Below are 16,137 nucleotides of genomic sequence, written 5' to 3'. Positions count from 1 at the left end.
TTGAAAACAACACAAAGACAGGAGAACGAATTTGCTACCTTTCTGGAAAACTACAAAGGGCTGATATCAAAAGTATCAGGGATATATTGCCACAATCCGGAGGAATGTAAAGACCTGATTCAGGAGATTATTATTCAACTGTGGAGGGCATATCCCAAATATGATAAAAAATTCTCTCCGGCTACCTGGACCTATCGCATTGCCTTCAATGTGAGTATCTCTTATTTAAGAAAAAGAACCTCGCAAAGCAGAGTTCGGGAAGCTTACAAAAACGAGATGGAATGGCTCGATTTTGATCCGCCTCCCCATGATGAAAGACTGGAAAAACTCTACCATTTCATCGATCTGCTGAAACCCCTGGATAAAGCAATCATCATGCTTTACCTGGAAGAACACTCCAACAAGGAAATCGCCCAAATAACCGGGCTTTCTGTCAGCAACATTTCCACACGCAAACTGAGAATTAAAGAGACACTCAGAACCTATTTTGAAAACGAAAAAACGCACTAAAATGGAATTCAAAGAACTCAGTCAGATATGGCAAAATGCCGACACCCAACAAGACAATGCCATACAAATCAATCATCAGCTCATCCGGGAAGTCGGCTTCAGAAAAATCAGATCCAATCTGGGAGAAATCAAGTGGACATCGGTAACCGAGATACTGATTGAATTGATCTTTTCCTTCTTTCTTGTCGGTTTTTATGTAAACCACCTCGCAGAGCCTGCCTTTTTTTTTCCGGCAGCCATGATTTTCGGTCTCATGATTTTCAACCTGGTATTTGAATCTTACCGTTTACATCTATATTACAGCATTCGCAATGACCTGCCTTTGCTTGAGACACAAAAGAAACTGACACGCCTGAAAAAGCTGGAGATATTTGACATTTACAGTCTGCTGGCCATCATTCCGGTATTTTCATTACCAATGATTATCGTCCTGGCAAAAGGTCTTGCCAACTGGAATCTTTATCAATACGGTACTGACTGGATGATGGGCTTTTTTATGGGAAGCATAGTTATTGCGGTGGTATTGGTGATTTTGCTCCGTCTTTTTCCAAACAAAAAACTGAGAGAAGCCATGTCTTTTGTGGAATCGTTGCAGGAATAATTCACTCACAAATTTTTCTGGGGCTTTGCCACAGGCTATTGTTTAAAGACCTTCGGCCTTTCAGAACACCATAACATGATGCATTCCTTAAAAAGGAAAAAGTCTCGCTTTTTAGGAGGACTGATTTGCCATTCTTTAAACAAAGCAGAGTTTGTTGTTAGTCCTATTTGTAGTCAGAAAGTGCCAATTGCAAGGCTTGCGAAGCCGCCAAAAACGGAGTTTACTAATCGTAAACTCCGTTTTTGGCGACAAGCTTAACAGCCTGCCCCGATCCTTCGGGAACGCAAGTGGTACTTTATGGACAGAAACTGATTAATTCACAAATAAACTATTCAAAGAAAGTCTCGATTTCCTTCTGAACCGCTTTAAAATTCTCTTCAATTTTTGCTCTGGCTTTTTTCCATTCTTCTTCGGTTTTATCATCCAGTTCCTGCAGTTCTTTTTCCAGATTATCGGCTTCCTGCTCGAGCTTATGCAGTTTGTTTTTCAGCGTATTCTCATCCTCATTTCCTGCAATTTTTTGTTTGAGATCCTCGGCTTTCCGGTTTATGTCATCCAACACCTCGTTGGCCGAAGATTTAAAGTCGCCCTTTTCAGCTTTAAACAAATCTGAAATGGCAACACCCACTTCGTTTAACTCCTCTTTGAGGTCTTCATAATTCTCTTCAACGGCATCGGATACCTTCTTCTCATCCTGTTTCTTTTGGGTTGAATTACATGCCAGGAATCCCAGCCCCATTGTTGCAACAATGGCAAAAAGGAACATTTTCTTACTCATAACGTTAGTTTTTAAGGTTAAAATGTAATATATACTATCCTCATACTAACCAGCCCGCAAGCAAAAGGTTCATATAATTGATTAATTATCAGCAATCAGCTGTTCATTCTCACTGTAAAAAGAATCGGTAAAAGAAAAATTGTGGTCTTCCTCTAACTGTCGGGCGATATCGGGCATGGATGACGGTGCTATAAACCCGTTCATCAAAGCATGGCGGGCAGCCTCCTCCGTGCTATCAATCAACAACATGGGAACATTCAGTTGCTCCATCTGACGGGCGATTTCTAATGTTTGCCTGTTTTTATGGGCTTTCCCGATGCAACGGATATAGACCGCTTTTACCCTTCCCGGGCATTCTCTGGCAGCTTGCAGATAAAGCGAAGGATCCCTCTGACCGCTGTCACCAATCAGGACAAAGTCCAACTTAGGAAAAAAGGAAAATAAGAAACGTATTTTCTCCAGTTTGTGTTCATGATTTCCACCACCTGATTTCCAAAACTGAAAGATACTGTGTTCCAGTTCCTGCAGCATTAAAGGCCCCGCGGGAATATTCCGGAATTCAAAAAAATCTACGAGCAAATCATATAAATTCCATTCACTACTGGACACATAAAAAACCGGATTAAAATGCTGCTGATCCTCCCCCCCTTTACGAAGGGCTCGGTAAAAAGCTCCCACACCTTCAAATGGAACACGTGTCCGGGCATTCTTAAAAAGCATCAGCTTCAGCTTTTTCAATGTTTTTGTAGAGTGAGACACCATAACCGTATCATCAATGTCAGACACAACGCCAAAGGAGAGTTTCTCCGACACTACCAACACCTCACCGGTCGCCCTGATTTCCCCCTGATTTTCAACCACCTCATCCAACAATTCATAATAAACCGGCTCAAAATGGTTATCCGGAGAAACCGGCTCATCAAACCTGAAAGAACAATGAAAGATTCCCAGTTCGTTGGTCTCCACTATCTGAGATCTTTCATGAAAAATCACTTTAACCCGCACCCCGCCAATTTCATCACTCACATAACGCTTAAACATGGCCAGCATATTGCTCCCCAACGATTGTCCCGGCCTGGGCTTTTCAAGTCCTTTATCCTCCATCACATTGCCGGAAATATAAACATCCTGACCGTTACAGAACCCCAGATAGGGTTCAATGGTGGGAATACCTAACCAGCCAAGACGCTTTTTGAGCCACAGACGGGCACGTCGGAACGGACTACCGGCTTTTCGAAGAATGTAACGGAAAGTTTTGGTTATTATGGGCATCTGAAGATTTGTTTTTTTATATTTAAAGAATCGTAAGTGATAATTGTTTACTCAAAGTTAGCTATTACCTTGAATCAAACGACATGAGCAGTTCTGAAAATAGAAATATTCTATTCATCATCAATCCGATTTCGGGAAGCAATCAAAAAATTGATGTACAAGGGGAAATTACCCGGTTTTGTAAAACCCATTCGCTCCCGGCCTCCTTTTTGGAAACAACAGGAGAGAATGATGAGGAACGAATAACCGAAACCATCAACAATAATTCCCCGGATACAGTTGTTGCAGTAGGAGGAGACGGAACCGTGAATCTGGTGGCCTCAGTTCTGATAAATACCAAAACAAAATTGGGAATCATCCCCACCGGTTCTGCCAATGGAATGGCTTTTGAATTGAATATCCCAACCAATTTCGAACAGGCTTTATCTGTCATTGAACGGAATGCATCGCGGGTCATTGATCTCTTAAAAATCAACAAAAAGCATTTGGCAATTCATTTAAGTGATCTGGGCATGAACGCGCGGATCATCAAGCGTTTTGATCAGGAGAAAATAAGAGGATTTTACGGATATGCACGACAGTTTTTTAAGGAGCTAAAATCTCCGTCTCATTTTAAGTGCATCGTTGATTGCGAAGGAAAAAAGAGAAGAAAATACAAAGCTGTAATGCTGGTCATGACCAACACTCACTTCTTTGGAACCGGAGCGGTGGTAAACCCCACAGGAAAGATTGACGACGGAAAATTTGAAATGGTTGTTATTAAGCCATATCCGTGGTATTATCTTTTTCATATGGTTTTTGCATTTTTTACAGGCAATATTCACCGACTCAGACACATCCGAACGCTTTCGTGCCGACATGCAAAGATAAAAATGCAACCAGCCCAGGATCTTCAGGTAGATGGGGAACCGGTAGGGGAACTCAAACAGCTGGAAGTAGAAGTACTCCCCTCGGCAATCAATATTATCTACAACCACCAGGAGAATCACTTCTTTGTAAAAACTTAAAATTTTTAAGCGCCTAAAACTACTTGTTCCATGGAATTACAAACTTCCATTGTCCTCTTTATTATTTCCACCATCATCATTGCAATAGCAGGAACGATGCTTGCAAAAGAGGCAGACCGTCTGGCAGATATCACAGGATTGGGAGAAGCCTTATTTGGAGCTGTTTTTCTGGGCGGTACAACCTCTTTACCAGGAATCATAACTTCGGTTGTTGCAGCATACAACGGGCATCCACAGCTCGCCATCAGCAATGCCATAGGAGGAATTGCTGCTCAAACCCTGTTTCTGTCAATTGCAGACATCTCTTATCGAAAAATAAACCTGGAACATGCTGCCGCCTCATTTGCCAATCTCATGCAGGGCGTTTTACTGCTGGGACTACTTGCACTTATCCTGTTAGGAATATCCGGTCCTGAGACCACATTTTTTCACATCCATCCCATCTCTTTTATATTAATTCTCTTTTATATTCTGGGAACAAAAATGATTAGCAGAGCCAAAGACTATCCGATGTGGCTTCCAAGGATGACCAGACAGACAGTTGAGGACGTTCCCGACAAAGAAAATTTACAACCCAGATACCCTTATCTCATCTACATTAAGTTTATTGTCTTGGCAGCAATCGTGGCCGTTGCGGGATATTTTGTAGCCCGCACAGGAATGGTAATTGCCGATAAAACCAATCTGTCCGAAGGGTTTGTGGGTATGTTACTTACTGCCGTTGCCACATCATTGCCCGAGCTGGTGGTATCCATTGCTGCCGTCCGGCAGAAAGCCCTTACCCTGGCAGTGGGTAATATCATTGGTGGCAACAGCTTTGATATTCTCTTTGTGGCATTTGCCGATATAGCCTACAACGATGGCAGCATTCTACATGCCATCTCCCAAAATCAGATATTTATTATTGCATTGACAATGCTACTGACGGCGACATTAATACTGGGATTACTTCATCGGGAAAAGCAGGGAATCGGGAAAATAGGCTGGGAAAGCCTTCTAATAATTGTATTTTATCTGACCGGCAACCTTTGGTTGTTTTTTGCATAATTTTTTTATATTTGAGTAAACCATAAAATTAGATTGTTAGAAATTAGAGGTTAGAGATTAGAAAAATCGTATAATGCTGAATTTCTGGATTTTATCAAAAATATTATTTTTTAATATTAAGCTTTATCTCCAAAACTTTGAAAAAGGTCAAGGGGCAATTGAACGATAAACCGATATATAAGATACCATGACAAAATCAAATCCGAAGCCGGTTTTTGACGGCCAAAATGATTTTTTTGAGGAAGTGAAAGGTAGAAAACCTGCCCTGTTTTTAGACTATGACGGAACACTGACCCCAATTGTCAGTCGCCCGGAAGATGCCCAAATCAGCCAGGAAATGAAAGATCTGCTGGCACAACTGGCAGAGAAATATACTGTGGCCGTTATTACCGGCCGCGATATGGATGATGTAAAAAAACTCGTTGGTTTAGACAACCTGTTATATGCAGGAAGTCACGGATTCAGGATTTCCGGTCCCGACGGACTTTACAAAGAACATGAAAAGACTTCTGTGCTGCTTCCCGAGCTGAACATCATAGAGAAGGAACTGATGGAGCTCCAGAAAAAATACAAGGGGGTTCAGATTGACCGTAAACGTTATGCCATTGGGGTGCATTACCGCAATGCCAAAGACGAAGAGATTGATGACATTCTGGCTGATTTTGAAGAGGTATTGGCCAAAAACCCCGGTTACAAGAAAGGAACCGGCAAAAAAATAGTGGAAATAAAGCCCGATCTTGACTGGCACAAAGGAAAAGCAGTGCTGTGGATTCTTCAGGAACTCGGATTGGCCACCGATGATTCGGTAATTCCGGTTTACATAGGAGATGATGACACCGATGAGGATGCTTTCGAAGCACTGGAAACTGATGGGATTGGAATTGGCATAATGGTGGAGCACAATGGCAATCCGACACACGCATCTTATACACTGAAAGACGTGGATGAAGTTGCAGAATTATTTAAGAAACTATTGTGATTTCTCTGACAGAAGTTGGAAAGGCAGAAGATTGAGAGGCAGAAGTAAAACTATTAACCGGCAATCATCCATTAATTTGAGAAAGAGATGCAAAAAGTCCGTTATTCATTATTGATTTTCGGAATGGTTATTCTGATTGCAGATGTGGCCTCAATCAACTTCAACAACCTTCGTTCATCCGAAAACTGGCTCAATTATCTTATTTTTATTGCGATGACCGCAACGTTAGTTTCTATAGTTCGTTCAATTCGGTCGGCTGCTAACAAATCAGAAGATAAGAAGAACTAAAGGTTAATCACAAAAAACAGAAACCCCGGAGCGATAGTTGCCCGGGGTTCTTTTTTGCCAGCTTCTTTATTTTATGGTTCAATTACAAAACTTATCCACCATAATAAATGGGGCCTTCAATACCCAAAGGAATATCGAGCCAAATCCATATTATAAAAGTTACAATCCTAACAACGGCAAAAACAATTGCAAAAGGAAGCATCGTGGAAATAATGGTTCCCAGTCCGATGTTCTTCACATATTTCTGTGCAAACGTAATAACCAGAGGGAAGTAAGGAAGTAAGGGGGTTAGAATATTGGAATAAGAGTCTCCAATACGGTAGGCTGCCTGAGTGGTCTCAGGACTGTACCCCATCAGCATCAGCATAGGCACAAAAATAGGTGCCAGAATAGCCCACTTGGCTGAGGCACTGCCAATCATCAGATTGACCAAAGAGGAAACCAGAATAAACGCCACCAGAAGTGGTGTTCCCGTAAAACCGATATCCTGCAAGCCATCAGCTCCGGTAATGGCTACTATCAGTCCCAGATTTGACCAGTTGAAGAATGCCACAAACTGGGCAGCCACAAAGGCAAGAACTATATAGCCTCCCATGGTGGACATAGATTCGGCGGTCATATTGGCCACATCCTTATCGCCCTTAATTGATTTGGTAATCAAACCATAAACCAATCCGGCAATAAAGAAAAGGATAAACATCAGTGGCACAATGGAGTTGTAAAACGGTTCCAAACCACCATCCTCGGCACGAAACAGTGCATTCTCAGGAACAATACCCCAAACCAAAAGTCCCAGAAATACCACGATTGTAAGTAAAGTCCACTTCAGACCTTTCCTTTCTATGGGTGATATTTCATTGTTCACCACCTCATCGGTATCTTCGGTGTATTTCCCCAAACGAGGTATGATAATGCGCTCGGTCACCCATGTTCCGGCCAGTCCCACAAAAGGAACAGATGCAGCCATCAGGAAGTAATTGGACAGCGGGTTGACGGTATAACCCGATTCAATAATCTGAGCGGCAGGCTGGGTAAAAGATGCAATCAAAGGATCAAGTCCTGTGGGTAGAAAATTGGCACCAAACCCTCCGGAGACACCTGCAAACGCAGCAGCCAACCCTGCAATCGGATGACGCCCCATACTGTGAAATATGGCTGCTCCCAAAGGAATCAATACCACGTAACCGGCATCTGCAGCAATGGAACTGATCATACCGGCCACCACAATGGAGAAAGTGATGAGCGATTTGGGTACCTTACTCACAAACATCCGGAGTCCGACAGATATTAATCCGCTGCGCTCGGCAACGCCAATTCCCAACATTACCACCAGAACCAGTCCCAATGGCGGAAACTCAGCAAACACATCCACCATAGATGTCATAATCCGCCTTACCCCGTCAGCACTCAGGAGGTTCACTGCTTTTACTTCCTCTCCGCTGGCCGGATGGGTAGCACTTACCCCCAAAGAACCAAAAATCCACGAGAGCAAGAGCACTATTCCCATGAGCATCGCAAACAAAGTAACGGGTTGAGGTAGTTTGTTTCCGGCAACTTCAACCTTATCGAGTAGTCTTTTGAAGAAACCTTCTTTTTTCTTTTCTGACATAGTTTTTAGTTGATTGGATAATGAAAAAATATTTAAACCATATCAGACATATCAGGAGTATTAAGGCTTACAGTGGTTTATAATCCACCTGTAACAAAACGCTTCGAAAGCGTCCAGGTTGATAAAACCCATTCAATGATGATTTGTAATATATTAAATATGCCTTATATGGTCATCAAAATTTCGTTTATTGTCTTAGGGGAACTTAGGAAACTGCTTAAAATCAGGATCCCGCTTTTCCAAGAACGCTTTACGTCCCTCCTGAGCTTCCTCCATGAGGTAGAACATCAGTGTAGCATCTCCGGCCATCTCCATAATGCCAGTCTGTCCGTCAAGCTCGGCATTCAGTCCTCTTTTGATCATCCGCAATGCCATGGGACTGCGTTGGAGCATTATTTTGCACCATTCCATGGTCTCATCTTCCAGCCATTCGTGTGAAACCACTTTATTTACAAGGCCCATTTTCTCAGCCTCTTCGGCAGAATACTGTTTACACAGGAACCAAATCTCACGTGCTTTCTTTTGTCCCACATGACGGGCAAGGTAAGAGGAACCAAAACCGGCATCAAAACTTCCCACCTTGGGCCCGCTCTGTCCAAAAATGGCCTTATCACTCGCAACTGTCAGGTCGCAAACTACGTGCAAAACATGGCCACCACCAATGGCATAACCGTTGACCATGGCAACTACCGGCTTGGGCAGAGAGCGAATACGTTTATGAAGATCCAACACGTTCAGACGTGGAACCCCGTCCTCATCCATGTATCCGCCATGTCCTTTTACGTTTTGGTCACCCCCGGAACAAAAAGCCTTGTCTCCTTCACCGGTAAGCACCACCACGCCAATATCCTGCCGCTCACGGCAAATATCAAAGGCATCAATCATCTCCTTTACGGTCTGCGGACGAAACGCGTTGTAAACACGGGGACGGTTGATGGTCACCTTTCCCACTTCTTCGCAAAACTCAAACTTAATGTCTTCGTATTCTTTAATGGTTGTCCAGTTATACTTCATGGTACTATTGTTAGATTGTTATATTTTAATTGGTGTCCAGTTAAAAAACTGAGATTGCTTCACTACGTTACCAATGACAGATTAAGTGCGGCAGATTCTTCTGCCTTACCAAATCACCTCCCCCTCAGATAACTGAAATACTCCCTCAATATCTCCCCATTTTCCTGCCCCGGCGTAAAGATCTCCAACAAGGCCGGCCGGCCTTTATCGCTCCAAAAGTGCTCCAGAATTTGATCCAATTCATCACTGTTGCCGGCAGCATAATACTGCAACCCGAAAGTTTCTGCTATGCCACGACATTGATGGTTGCCGCGGGCTTCAAAATATGGTTCCAGTTCTTCTGTTTTTGAAGGACCGGGAATAAAGCGAAAAATGCCACCACCTCCGTTGTTGATTACAATCACTCTGAAGGTTGATGGCAGATACCGGTGCCACAAGCCATTGGTATCGTACATGAAACCCAGATCGCCCGAAATAAGCGTCACCGACTGATCTGCTTTATATGCAGCTCCCGCAGCGGTACTTACACATCCGTCAATACCACTGGTTCCCCGATTGCTGAAGAAAGCGCAGGTCTCATCCCAATCAAATAACTGACCGTAACGAACAGGCGTACTATTGGCCAAATGTATCTGTTGAAGGCCCGGTATTTTTCGGGAGATCTGCTCGAACACCTTCAAATCGCACCATCCGAGACCTTCCAGATATTCATAATGCCTTCGCCTCACCTTTTGTTCAGCATTTTCAATGATTTCAGCATAATCTGATGACAGCTGTTTCATCCGGGGAACCAATTTACCAAGGATCTCAACAGCATCACCGCCAATCTGACGGGTCAGACATTGATAGGTATCTATTAAAATCTCCTGATTGGAGAAGTGCCAATGAGCGCTTGGAGGATATTTCCTCAGCCTTTGCTTCAATTTCTTGGAAAGCACCGGAATATCAAGGGTAATCAACAAATCGGGGGTAAAAGCCGGATCTTCCGCATCAAAACCTTCAAGAAGGCGATCGGTATTTCCAAAAGTTCCTTCCTCCGCCAAATTGGAGAGGTTTTCTGTGATCACCACAACACCTTTTGCTACCAGGCCGGCAACCAATCTCTTTAAATCAGCATCGGGAACGGTGGCCCCCACCAGTAACATGACTTTTCGGTATTGTGACAACTCAAAATGCAGATCATCCAACAATACTTCATTCACAGAAGCTCCCTGTGTCACAGGGACAATAGATGGCTGAGGCAAAGTGCCGGCATCGATGGTTTCATAAAGCGGTTCACGAAATGGAACATTGATGTGTACCGGTCCTCTCACCGCTCCCAGCGCATTTTTGAAAACCTCATTAAGTCTGCGATCTACCAGCCATCGATCATCCGATGCCAAATCCCCCACCGGCATTTGACATTCATAACGCACAAAATTGCTAAAAATCCCCTGCTGACGAATGGTCTGACCATCGGCCTGATCGACATACTCCGGAGGCCGGTCGGCCGTGATGGCAATGAGCGGAATTTGCTGATAATACGCTTCAGAAATGGCCGGAGTATAATTCAGTGCTGCCGTTCCACTGGTACAGATCAATGCCACCGGCTGGTTGGTTTCGCGGGCCAGGCCCAATGCAAAATAGGCTGCTGAGCGCTCATCAACAATGGTAAGACAGGTAAATTTTTTACTGGCAGGAAAAGATATAATCAACGGAGCATTGCGCGAACCCGGAGAAATAATAACATGCCGGACACCATGACTGTAGCAATGCTCGATAATATGATGAACCACCGTTTTATCGGAGATGGATTGACTCATTACTATAATTTTGTTTTACTGAATGAAGCACCGACAGAAGTGTGCGGGCCTTTAACCTGGTCTCTTCCCATTCATTGGCTTCTTTCGAATCCCTTGTAATTCCACCTCCAAGGTACAAAACAGCTTTCTCTTCGCCCAATTTCATGGACCGAATGTTTACAAAAAACCTGAATTCCCCTTTGTTGACCGGCCCCAGAAAACCGCTGTAAAAACCCCGGTCAAACTTTTCGGCCTCTCCGATCAACCTCATGGCCACATCTTTGGGGTACCCGCCTACCGCAGGAGTAGGATGCAACGATTGCAAAAATAGACCGACAGAATCTTTCAGTTTACAAGATTCAAATTCATAAGAAGTCTTCAGATGAATCATGGAACCGGCTCTTACCGGCTCGGGTCCATTTTTCTGATAGGTAGAAATGCCGTATTCTTTGAGCACCTCATCAACAAAAACCGAAACCAGGCCTTGCTCTTCCAGCTCTTTCATGTTCCAGTCTTCCCTTTGTAGCTCACTCCTGCGCGTAGCCGCCAATGCCACAGTTTTCAATGTATCGTTCTCTTTCTCAAGAAAAGTTTCCGGACTGGCCCCCATCCATCGCCCCACCTGAGGGTGGTCGAAGAAATAAACAAAGGCGTTGGGATAAGACCGGCAGAGCTGACTATATACCTGAGGCAATATATGTTCCGGAACATCTGTAACTTCAAGTCGTCGTGCCAAAACCACTTTGTCGGCAGCATGAGCATTCAACGCTTCCCTGATGACTGAAAAAGACCGGGCATAGTCCTGGCAAACCTCATCACGCTCCTGTGGCAATCGAAAAGATTTATTTTCCCGAATCTCCCTGTCATACGTCTCTGTCTCTAACAGGGATATCCCGGATACCGGCCAAAGCGCAAAAGCACTTTTGAACACCTGAAAAGGGGCTACGATAAATGCATCTTCAAACGCCTCTGGTGTAAATTCTGAAATATTGAAAGGCTGCACCTTACCCACCTGAAAGCTATAAGCCTGTTTCTCTCCGGGCAATCTGTAAGCGACAAAAGAATTTCCTGATGTCAGGTAATCCTCCAACATCTTCCGGGCACTTTTTATATGATCTGTTTCTCTCAATTCCTGCTTTTTGAAAAGAAACACAAAGATAGCCAAAAAGGTTGATTTTTTGGATCGGGGTTTTTGGGTTTTTAGATTCGTTTGTAACCCCCAACCAATTACCGGAAAAAAGCGAAATAGCATTTTGAACAAAAGGACGCTAACGCAATTATTCCCTGTTAAATTTTTTTAATCTGGAGAAATAAGCCTGTTCATAGTTATGTTTCAGCTTCTCGGACAAATATGAATGACTAATTAATCTTAGGACCTCTTCCTTTCGTGAAGTTAGCTTAGAAAAAATACCATCAATCACTTTGATATTAATCCCTGCAAGCTCACCAAGTTTATAAAACTGTTCTTTCACTTTTCCTTTTGCCTGGGCCGGAGGCAATAAACCATCATCAAGTGCGAAGTCTTTATCTTCAATATGAATGCGGCTATTAAATAAGTCATAAGCCGGACTCAATATATAATCTCCAAACTCAGTTTGTATGAGTGAAAAGTTTTTTAAATGTGCATCCCCATTGGAAAACAAATAATTAAACAGCAAAAGTCTTAAAAGCTTCGGAGCCTCAACACTGTAGGCCGGGACAAACTTTTTCATTATCTCAAATAATTCATAATAGTTACCCAGGTATTTATAGTTTGTTCCATGTGTTTGAGGAGTTCTGAGTGCTAAAGCAGCAAAATCTTCTTGTGCCCGCTTGGTGTTGTCATCTTTAACATCAAACCGCTTAGTAATATATGCCGGATCTCCGTTATGAAAAAAAATGAGGGCATTCTCAGCAGTTTCTATATTGAAAACCTGCCTTGCTATTTGCATCGTTAAATGCTCATTGGCCGGCATCATTTCAGGATGCTTACCTGCACCAGGTTTAGGTTTAAGAATGTATTGCCCTTGCTCTCCTTCTTTAATGAGACGTAATTTGTTTTTGTCCAACAAAACGGAGAATTTTTCTTGTACTCCGGAAATGGACATCATCTTTTGATTTTCCTCAAACAGTGCATCTGTTATTTCGTTTGTTGCCGGAGATTCATATGGAAGAATATGACTTACCTTTTTCCCATTAAAAAGACGCTTTAAAGCTGAGCTTGAGTAGGTACTATTTCCCTCTCTCAAAGTACCAGGGCAAAACAGGATTTCAGGTAAACTCATACATTGTTTGTTTTAATAATTCTGACTGCACCAATAGTGTCACAAGTTGCCGTATATAGCAATAAGCCAAAATGATCATCTTTATCGATACGCATTGAATGACAAACAACCTGTTTGTTAGCCCCTTCCGGCAACATATTAAAGAAAAACGGGAACAAATACTCAGAATGGTATTCCTGCTGATTTTTAGGTAAAGTAAGACTTACAGGAGGTTTATCCGTGGCATTTAACCAGGAATCATGGTATCGAAACACGAATTCTCCACTATCTGATTGAGTAAGCAAACCTGCCTCCTCATTTTTATAAAAAACCTTTGCTTGTCTCATTCATCAGGATATAGAGATTTTACTTTTAATGTTAATTCTAAGCCAAGTGCATCAGCCACTTTACTCATCGTCTTCAATGTCAGGTTGCCCTTCCCCCTTTCAAACTGTTTTATGGTTCTTAAGCTTACACCCGATAGTTCAGCCAACATTACCTGATTGACCTGTAGCATCTCTCTACGGGTCTTTATGGTTTTTATTAATTCTGAAAAGTGCAACATACTATACTATTTGCATCAAAAATAGAAAATATTTCAAGTAAACACAAAAAAGAGCAATAAAATGCACTTCGTGAAGTATTTGAATTACCCAACCATGTTTTTCAGCACATATAGTGCATTTAGTTGCACCCATAAAATCAAAAAGATTATCTTCATGCTCTGTTAAAAGCTTCATCAATCAATCACCCCCTCAACGCTTCTCCGTCAGATGCTTCCAGAACCGTTTCGGCATGAACTGGCGTTGAAGTCGGGGATTAGCCCGCTCCCTGATGGCAATGTGCTTAAAGTAACTGCGCCACATTTCCTGCCATTGCTGTTCATCCTCACTTTGGGCTTCCGTGGGAAGACTGCCGGTTTCTTTTTCGAAAGCAGGATTATCAATGGTAATTTCCTCCACAACTTTAATATCATAGTAATAACCGTACTTCCTTACCGTATCATAAATGAGCCAGGCCTGATCTGAAAACCGGGATTTGAAATGATTCAAGGTCATGGGCAACACATCGTATTTGGGCGATACCGGGGCAAACCAGATTCCATCGGCGGTTTGTTCAAATCGGAGAAACATATACAAGCGATGTACTTCTCTCAAGACTTTACGCTCCAGCTGAGTAAACTTCAATACCGCTTCTACCGACAAGTCTCCTGCGATGTTCTTTTTACTATCGAACAGTTGCTTCAGAATAAACAACATCAAATCTTCTGCTTCGGGCGCTCTGGACAAAAACACATGCATAAAACGCTGACACAACTGCTTACCACCTGCTTTGGCTATCCCTTTCCAGACCCGGTCGGCATGATCATCTGCAGTTTTCACCTCCAGGGTTTCCTCGAACAGCCCCGGTGCAACTTCGGGAGGCACAATTCTGGCAGGGAAACGGTCTCTGTCCCATACCTCAAAAACAGCGGAAAGAAAACCGGGAAATGTTCCGTCGTATTGGTAGTTGATCATGGTTGCAGATTAAGTTAAAGATTCCTTTAGGTATAAGTTAGCAAGGCAGAAGGCAGAAGAATCAGTTAAATACTTTTCTCCAGGACTTTTTCATTAGTGTCCGGAGAAACATATTTTTTGAAAGGAGATTGCTTCTCATTGCGAACGTAGTGAAGCAATCTCAATTTTTTAACCGGACACCAATGTAACTTTTTATGAACAAAATTCATCTATAAAACGGCTAAAACAATTTGAGTTGCACAGCATCCGGAGTCAATTTGCGGGCTGATTTATCCAGAAACATCATTCTCAAATGATCCGGCTGATAATCCGGAGCCTTGCGACCTGCGAGTGCACGGCAGGTAATAAAAAACCGGGCACGTTTCATTACAACTCCCATTTTCTTCAACAGATACGAAGAAACATGTCCATAACGACGGGCAGAAAGAATCAGCCTTGCACTCTTAGGACCAATCCCCGGCACCCTGAGAAGGGTATGCAAATCGGCCTGCTGAATATCCACCGGAAATAGCTCCGGATGGCGCAGTGCGTAAGCCAGCTTGGGATCCAGTTCCAAATCCAGATCAGGATGAGCATCATCCACAATTTCATCAACCTTAAACTCATAAAACCGCATAAGCCAGTCGGCCTGATAAAGCCGGTTCTCGCGCTTTAGCGGAGGGGCAACAAGAGCAGGCAGCCGGCTGTCCGATGTATTGGTATGGATATAACCGGAATAATAAACCCGCTTCAGCCTGTTTTCATTGTAGAGATTACTGGCCAGTCGCAGCACCTGATTGTCTGAATCGGGCGTAGCTCCAATAATAAGCTGAGTACTTTGTCCGGCAGGAACAAATTTCGGTGCAGGTTTTGAATAGCGTCTGACCGGCAGATATTCCTGCTGAGTTTCATTTATCAGATGCATCGGATGCAACACACTGCCATAATCTTTCTCCGGAGCCAGGTATTTCAAATTTTCCTCGGAGGGTATTTCAATGTTCACACTCATACGATCCGCATAAAGACCGGCCTCCCGAATTAAAGCATCATCAGCCCCGGGGATAGCCTTGAGGTGAATATATCCGTTGAAACGGTGTACCAGGCGCAAATCTTTTATCACTTTGGTCAACCGGGCCATGGTATAATCGGGATTACGCATCACTCCGCTACTCAGAAACAATCCTTCGATGTAATTACGCCGGTAAAAATTGATGGTGATATCCACCAACTCTTCGGGCGTGAAGGCTGCCCTTGGAATATCATTGTTTCTGCGGTTGGCACAGTAGGCACAATCATAGATGCAGTGATTGGTAAATAAGACCTTGAGCAGAGAAATGCAACGACCATCATCTGCAAAACTGTGACAGATCCCGGCAGATACTGCTGATCCCAGTCCGCCGGTATTTTCCCGCTGACTGCCACTGGTGGCACAGGAAACATCATATTTCGCTGCGGATGCCAGTATTTTTAGTTTTTCTAATTTATCCATAGCTGTGAAAAGAAGGCGTGGGG

At 43.2% G+C, this 16,137-nt stretch carries 17 protein-coding genes; 6 read left to right on the top strand and 11 right to left on the bottom strand.

All coding sequences use genetic code 11. The features are described from left to right. Both BY457_RS17170 and BY457_RS17165 read left to right on the top strand, forming a co-directional pair. The gene (locus tag BY457_RS17170; protein WP_106154558.1) at positions 1-510 is read left to right on the top strand and encodes an RNA polymerase sigma factor; all 510 of its coding nucleotides are present in this window, start codon (positions 1-3) and stop codon (positions 508-510) included. 1 nt (position 511) lies between these two features. Next, positions 512-1,111: a hypothetical protein gene (locus tag BY457_RS17165; RefSeq protein WP_106154557.1), complete on the top strand. Its 600-nt coding sequence runs from the start codon at positions 512-514 to the stop codon at positions 1,109-1,111. Positions 1,112-1,439: 328 nt separating this feature from the next. On the opposite strand, the gene BY457_RS17155 is transcribed toward BY457_RS17165, so the two are convergent. Beyond that, positions 1,440-1,889 carry a hypothetical protein gene (locus BY457_RS17155; RefSeq protein ID WP_106154555.1) on the bottom strand — a complete coding sequence of 150 codons (450 nt, stop codon included), beginning with the start codon at positions 1,887-1,889 and terminating at the stop codon, positions 1,440-1,442. Between the two features lie 81 nt (positions 1,890-1,970). Continuing rightward, positions 1,971-3,161 carry an App1 family protein gene (locus BY457_RS17150; protein ID WP_106154554.1) on the bottom strand — a complete coding sequence of 397 codons (1,191 nt, stop codon included), beginning with the start codon at positions 3,159-3,161 and terminating at the stop codon, positions 1,971-1,973. Between the two features lie 83 nt (positions 3,162-3,244). Between BY457_RS17150 and BY457_RS17145 the strand changes: the two genes are divergently transcribed. From BY457_RS17145 to BY457_RS18920, 4 genes are all read left to right on the top strand, one after another. Then, complete coding sequence (locus BY457_RS17145; protein WP_106154553.1) at positions 3,245-4,168, top strand: diacylglycerol/lipid kinase family protein; 924 nt, start codon at positions 3,245-3,247, stop codon at positions 4,166-4,168. Between the two features lie 30 nt (positions 4,169-4,198). Continuing rightward, entirely contained in the window at positions 4,199-5,215 is a 1,017-nt protein-coding gene (locus BY457_RS17140; RefSeq protein ID WP_106154552.1) for a sodium:calcium antiporter, read from the top strand. A gap of 187 nt (positions 5,216-5,402) precedes the next feature. Further along, complete coding sequence (otsB, locus tag BY457_RS17135) at positions 5,403-6,194, top strand: trehalose-phosphatase (protein ID WP_106154551.1); 792 nt, start codon at positions 5,403-5,405, stop codon at positions 6,192-6,194. A gap of 87 nt (positions 6,195-6,281) precedes the next feature. After that, positions 6,282-6,482, top strand: coding sequence for a hypothetical protein (locus BY457_RS18920; protein WP_146131002.1), 201 nt, complete (start codon positions 6,282-6,284; stop codon positions 6,480-6,482). Positions 6,483-6,573: 91 nt separating this feature from the next. On the opposite strand, the gene BY457_RS17130 is transcribed toward BY457_RS18920, so the two are convergent. The 9 genes from BY457_RS17130 to BY457_RS17090 form a co-directional block, all read right to left on the bottom strand. Further along, a complete protein-coding gene (locus tag BY457_RS17130) occupies positions 6,574-8,091 on the bottom strand; it encodes an AbgT family transporter (RefSeq protein WP_106154550.1) in 1,518 nt (505 codons plus the stop codon). A 195-nt stretch (positions 8,092-8,286) separates the two neighbouring features. Beyond that, positions 8,287-9,105: a 1,4-dihydroxy-2-naphthoyl-CoA synthase gene (gene menB, locus BY457_RS17125; RefSeq protein WP_106154549.1), complete on the bottom strand. Its 819-nt coding sequence runs from the start codon at positions 9,103-9,105 to the stop codon at positions 8,287-8,289. Between the two features lie 113 nt (positions 9,106-9,218). After that, the gene (gene menD / locus BY457_RS17120; RefSeq protein ID WP_106154548.1) at positions 9,219-10,907 is read right to left on the bottom strand and encodes a 2-succinyl-5-enolpyruvyl-6-hydroxy-3-cyclohexene-1-carboxylic-acid synthase; all 1,689 of its coding nucleotides are present in this window, start codon (positions 10,905-10,907) and stop codon (positions 9,219-9,221) included. Further along, complete coding sequence (locus tag BY457_RS17115) at positions 10,885-12,051, bottom strand: chorismate-binding protein (RefSeq protein ID WP_106154582.1); 1,167 nt, start codon at positions 12,049-12,051, stop codon at positions 10,885-10,887. Before BY457_RS17115 ends, menD begins: the two co-directional genes overlap by 23 nt. Positions 12,052-12,163: 112 nt before the next feature. After that, on the bottom strand, positions 12,164-13,150 hold the full coding sequence (locus tag BY457_RS17110) for a HipA domain-containing protein (protein ID WP_106154547.1): 987 nt from the start codon (positions 13,148-13,150) through the stop codon (positions 12,164-12,166). Then, complete coding sequence (locus BY457_RS17105; protein ID WP_106154546.1) at positions 13,147-13,476, bottom strand: HipA N-terminal domain-containing protein; 330 nt, start codon at positions 13,474-13,476, stop codon at positions 13,147-13,149. The genes BY457_RS17110 and BY457_RS17105 overlap by 4 nt, the downstream gene beginning before the upstream one ends. Then, on the bottom strand, positions 13,473-13,694 hold the full coding sequence (locus BY457_RS17100; RefSeq protein ID WP_258176781.1) for a helix-turn-helix domain-containing protein: 222 nt from the start codon (positions 13,692-13,694) through the stop codon (positions 13,473-13,475). Before BY457_RS17100 ends, BY457_RS17105 begins: the two co-directional genes overlap by 4 nt. 190 nt (positions 13,695-13,884) lie before the next feature. Continuing rightward, positions 13,885-14,646 carry a TIGR03915 family putative DNA repair protein gene (locus BY457_RS17095; protein ID WP_106154545.1) on the bottom strand — a complete coding sequence of 254 codons (762 nt, stop codon included), beginning with the start codon at positions 14,644-14,646 and terminating at the stop codon, positions 13,885-13,887. Between the two features lie 220 nt (positions 14,647-14,866). Next, positions 14,867-16,114: a putative DNA modification/repair radical SAM protein gene (locus BY457_RS17090; protein ID WP_106154580.1), complete on the bottom strand. Its 1,248-nt coding sequence runs from the start codon at positions 16,112-16,114 to the stop codon at positions 14,867-14,869. Positions 16,115-16,137 lie beyond the last annotated feature (23 nt).

Source organism: Marinilabilia salmonicolor, assembly GCF_003003035.1.
Taxonomy (GTDB): domain Bacteria; phylum Bacteroidota; class Bacteroidia; order Bacteroidales; family Marinilabiliaceae; genus Marinilabilia; species Marinilabilia salmonicolor_A.
This window is presented reverse-complemented; position numbering and strand designations above follow the sequence as displayed.

What these genes read in the sequence shown, in the direction of transcription:
- BY457_RS17150 (WP_106154554.1), bottom strand. Translation starts at nt 3,161, where the DNA reads ATGCCCATAATAACCAAAACTTTCCGTTACATTCTTCGAAAAGCCGGT.
- BY457_RS17140 (WP_106154552.1), top strand. Translation starts at nt 4,199, where the DNA reads ATGGAATTACAAACTTCCATTGTCCTCTTTATTATTTCCACCATCATC.
- BY457_RS17090 (WP_106154580.1), bottom strand. Translation starts at nt 16,114, where the DNA reads ATGGATAAATTAGAAAAACTAAAAATACTGGCATCCGCAGCGAAATAT.
- menD (WP_106154548.1), bottom strand. Translation starts at nt 10,907, where the DNA reads ATGAGTCAATCCATCTCCGATAAAACGGTGGTTCATCATATTATCGAG.
- BY457_RS18920 (WP_146131002.1), top strand. Translation starts at nt 6,282, where the DNA reads ATGCAAAAAGTCCGTTATTCATTATTGATTTTCGGAATGGTTATTCTG.
- BY457_RS17155 (WP_106154555.1), bottom strand. Translation starts at nt 1,889, where the DNA reads ATGAGTAAGAAAATGTTCCTTTTTGCCATTGTTGCAACAATGGGGCTG.
- BY457_RS17145 (WP_106154553.1), top strand. Translation starts at nt 3,245, where the DNA reads ATGAGCAGTTCTGAAAATAGAAATATTCTATTCATCATCAATCCGATT.
- BY457_RS17130 (WP_106154550.1), bottom strand. Translation starts at nt 8,091, where the DNA reads ATGTCAGAAAAGAAAAAAGAAGGTTTCTTCAAAAGACTACTCGATAAG.
- otsB (WP_106154551.1), top strand. Translation starts at nt 5,403, where the DNA reads ATGACAAAATCAAATCCGAAGCCGGTTTTTGACGGCCAAAATGATTTT.
- BY457_RS17110 (WP_106154547.1), bottom strand. Translation starts at nt 13,150, where the DNA reads ATGAGTTTACCTGAAATCCTGTTTTGCCCTGGTACTTTGAGAGAGGGA.
- BY457_RS17100 (WP_258176781.1), bottom strand. Translation starts at nt 13,694, where the DNA reads ATGTTGCACTTTTCAGAATTAATAAAAACCATAAAGACCCGTAGAGAG.
- menB (WP_106154549.1), bottom strand. Translation starts at nt 9,105, where the DNA reads ATGAAGTATAACTGGACAACCATTAAAGAATACGAAGACATTAAGTTT.
- BY457_RS17165 (WP_106154557.1), top strand. Translation starts at nt 512, where the DNA reads ATGGAATTCAAAGAACTCAGTCAGATATGGCAAAATGCCGACACCCAA.
- BY457_RS17095 (WP_106154545.1), bottom strand. Translation starts at nt 14,646, where the DNA reads ATGATCAACTACCAATACGACGGAACATTTCCCGGTTTTCTTTCCGCT.
- BY457_RS17105 (WP_106154546.1), bottom strand. Translation starts at nt 13,476, where the DNA reads ATGAGACAAGCAAAGGTTTTTTATAAAAATGAGGAGGCAGGTTTGCTT.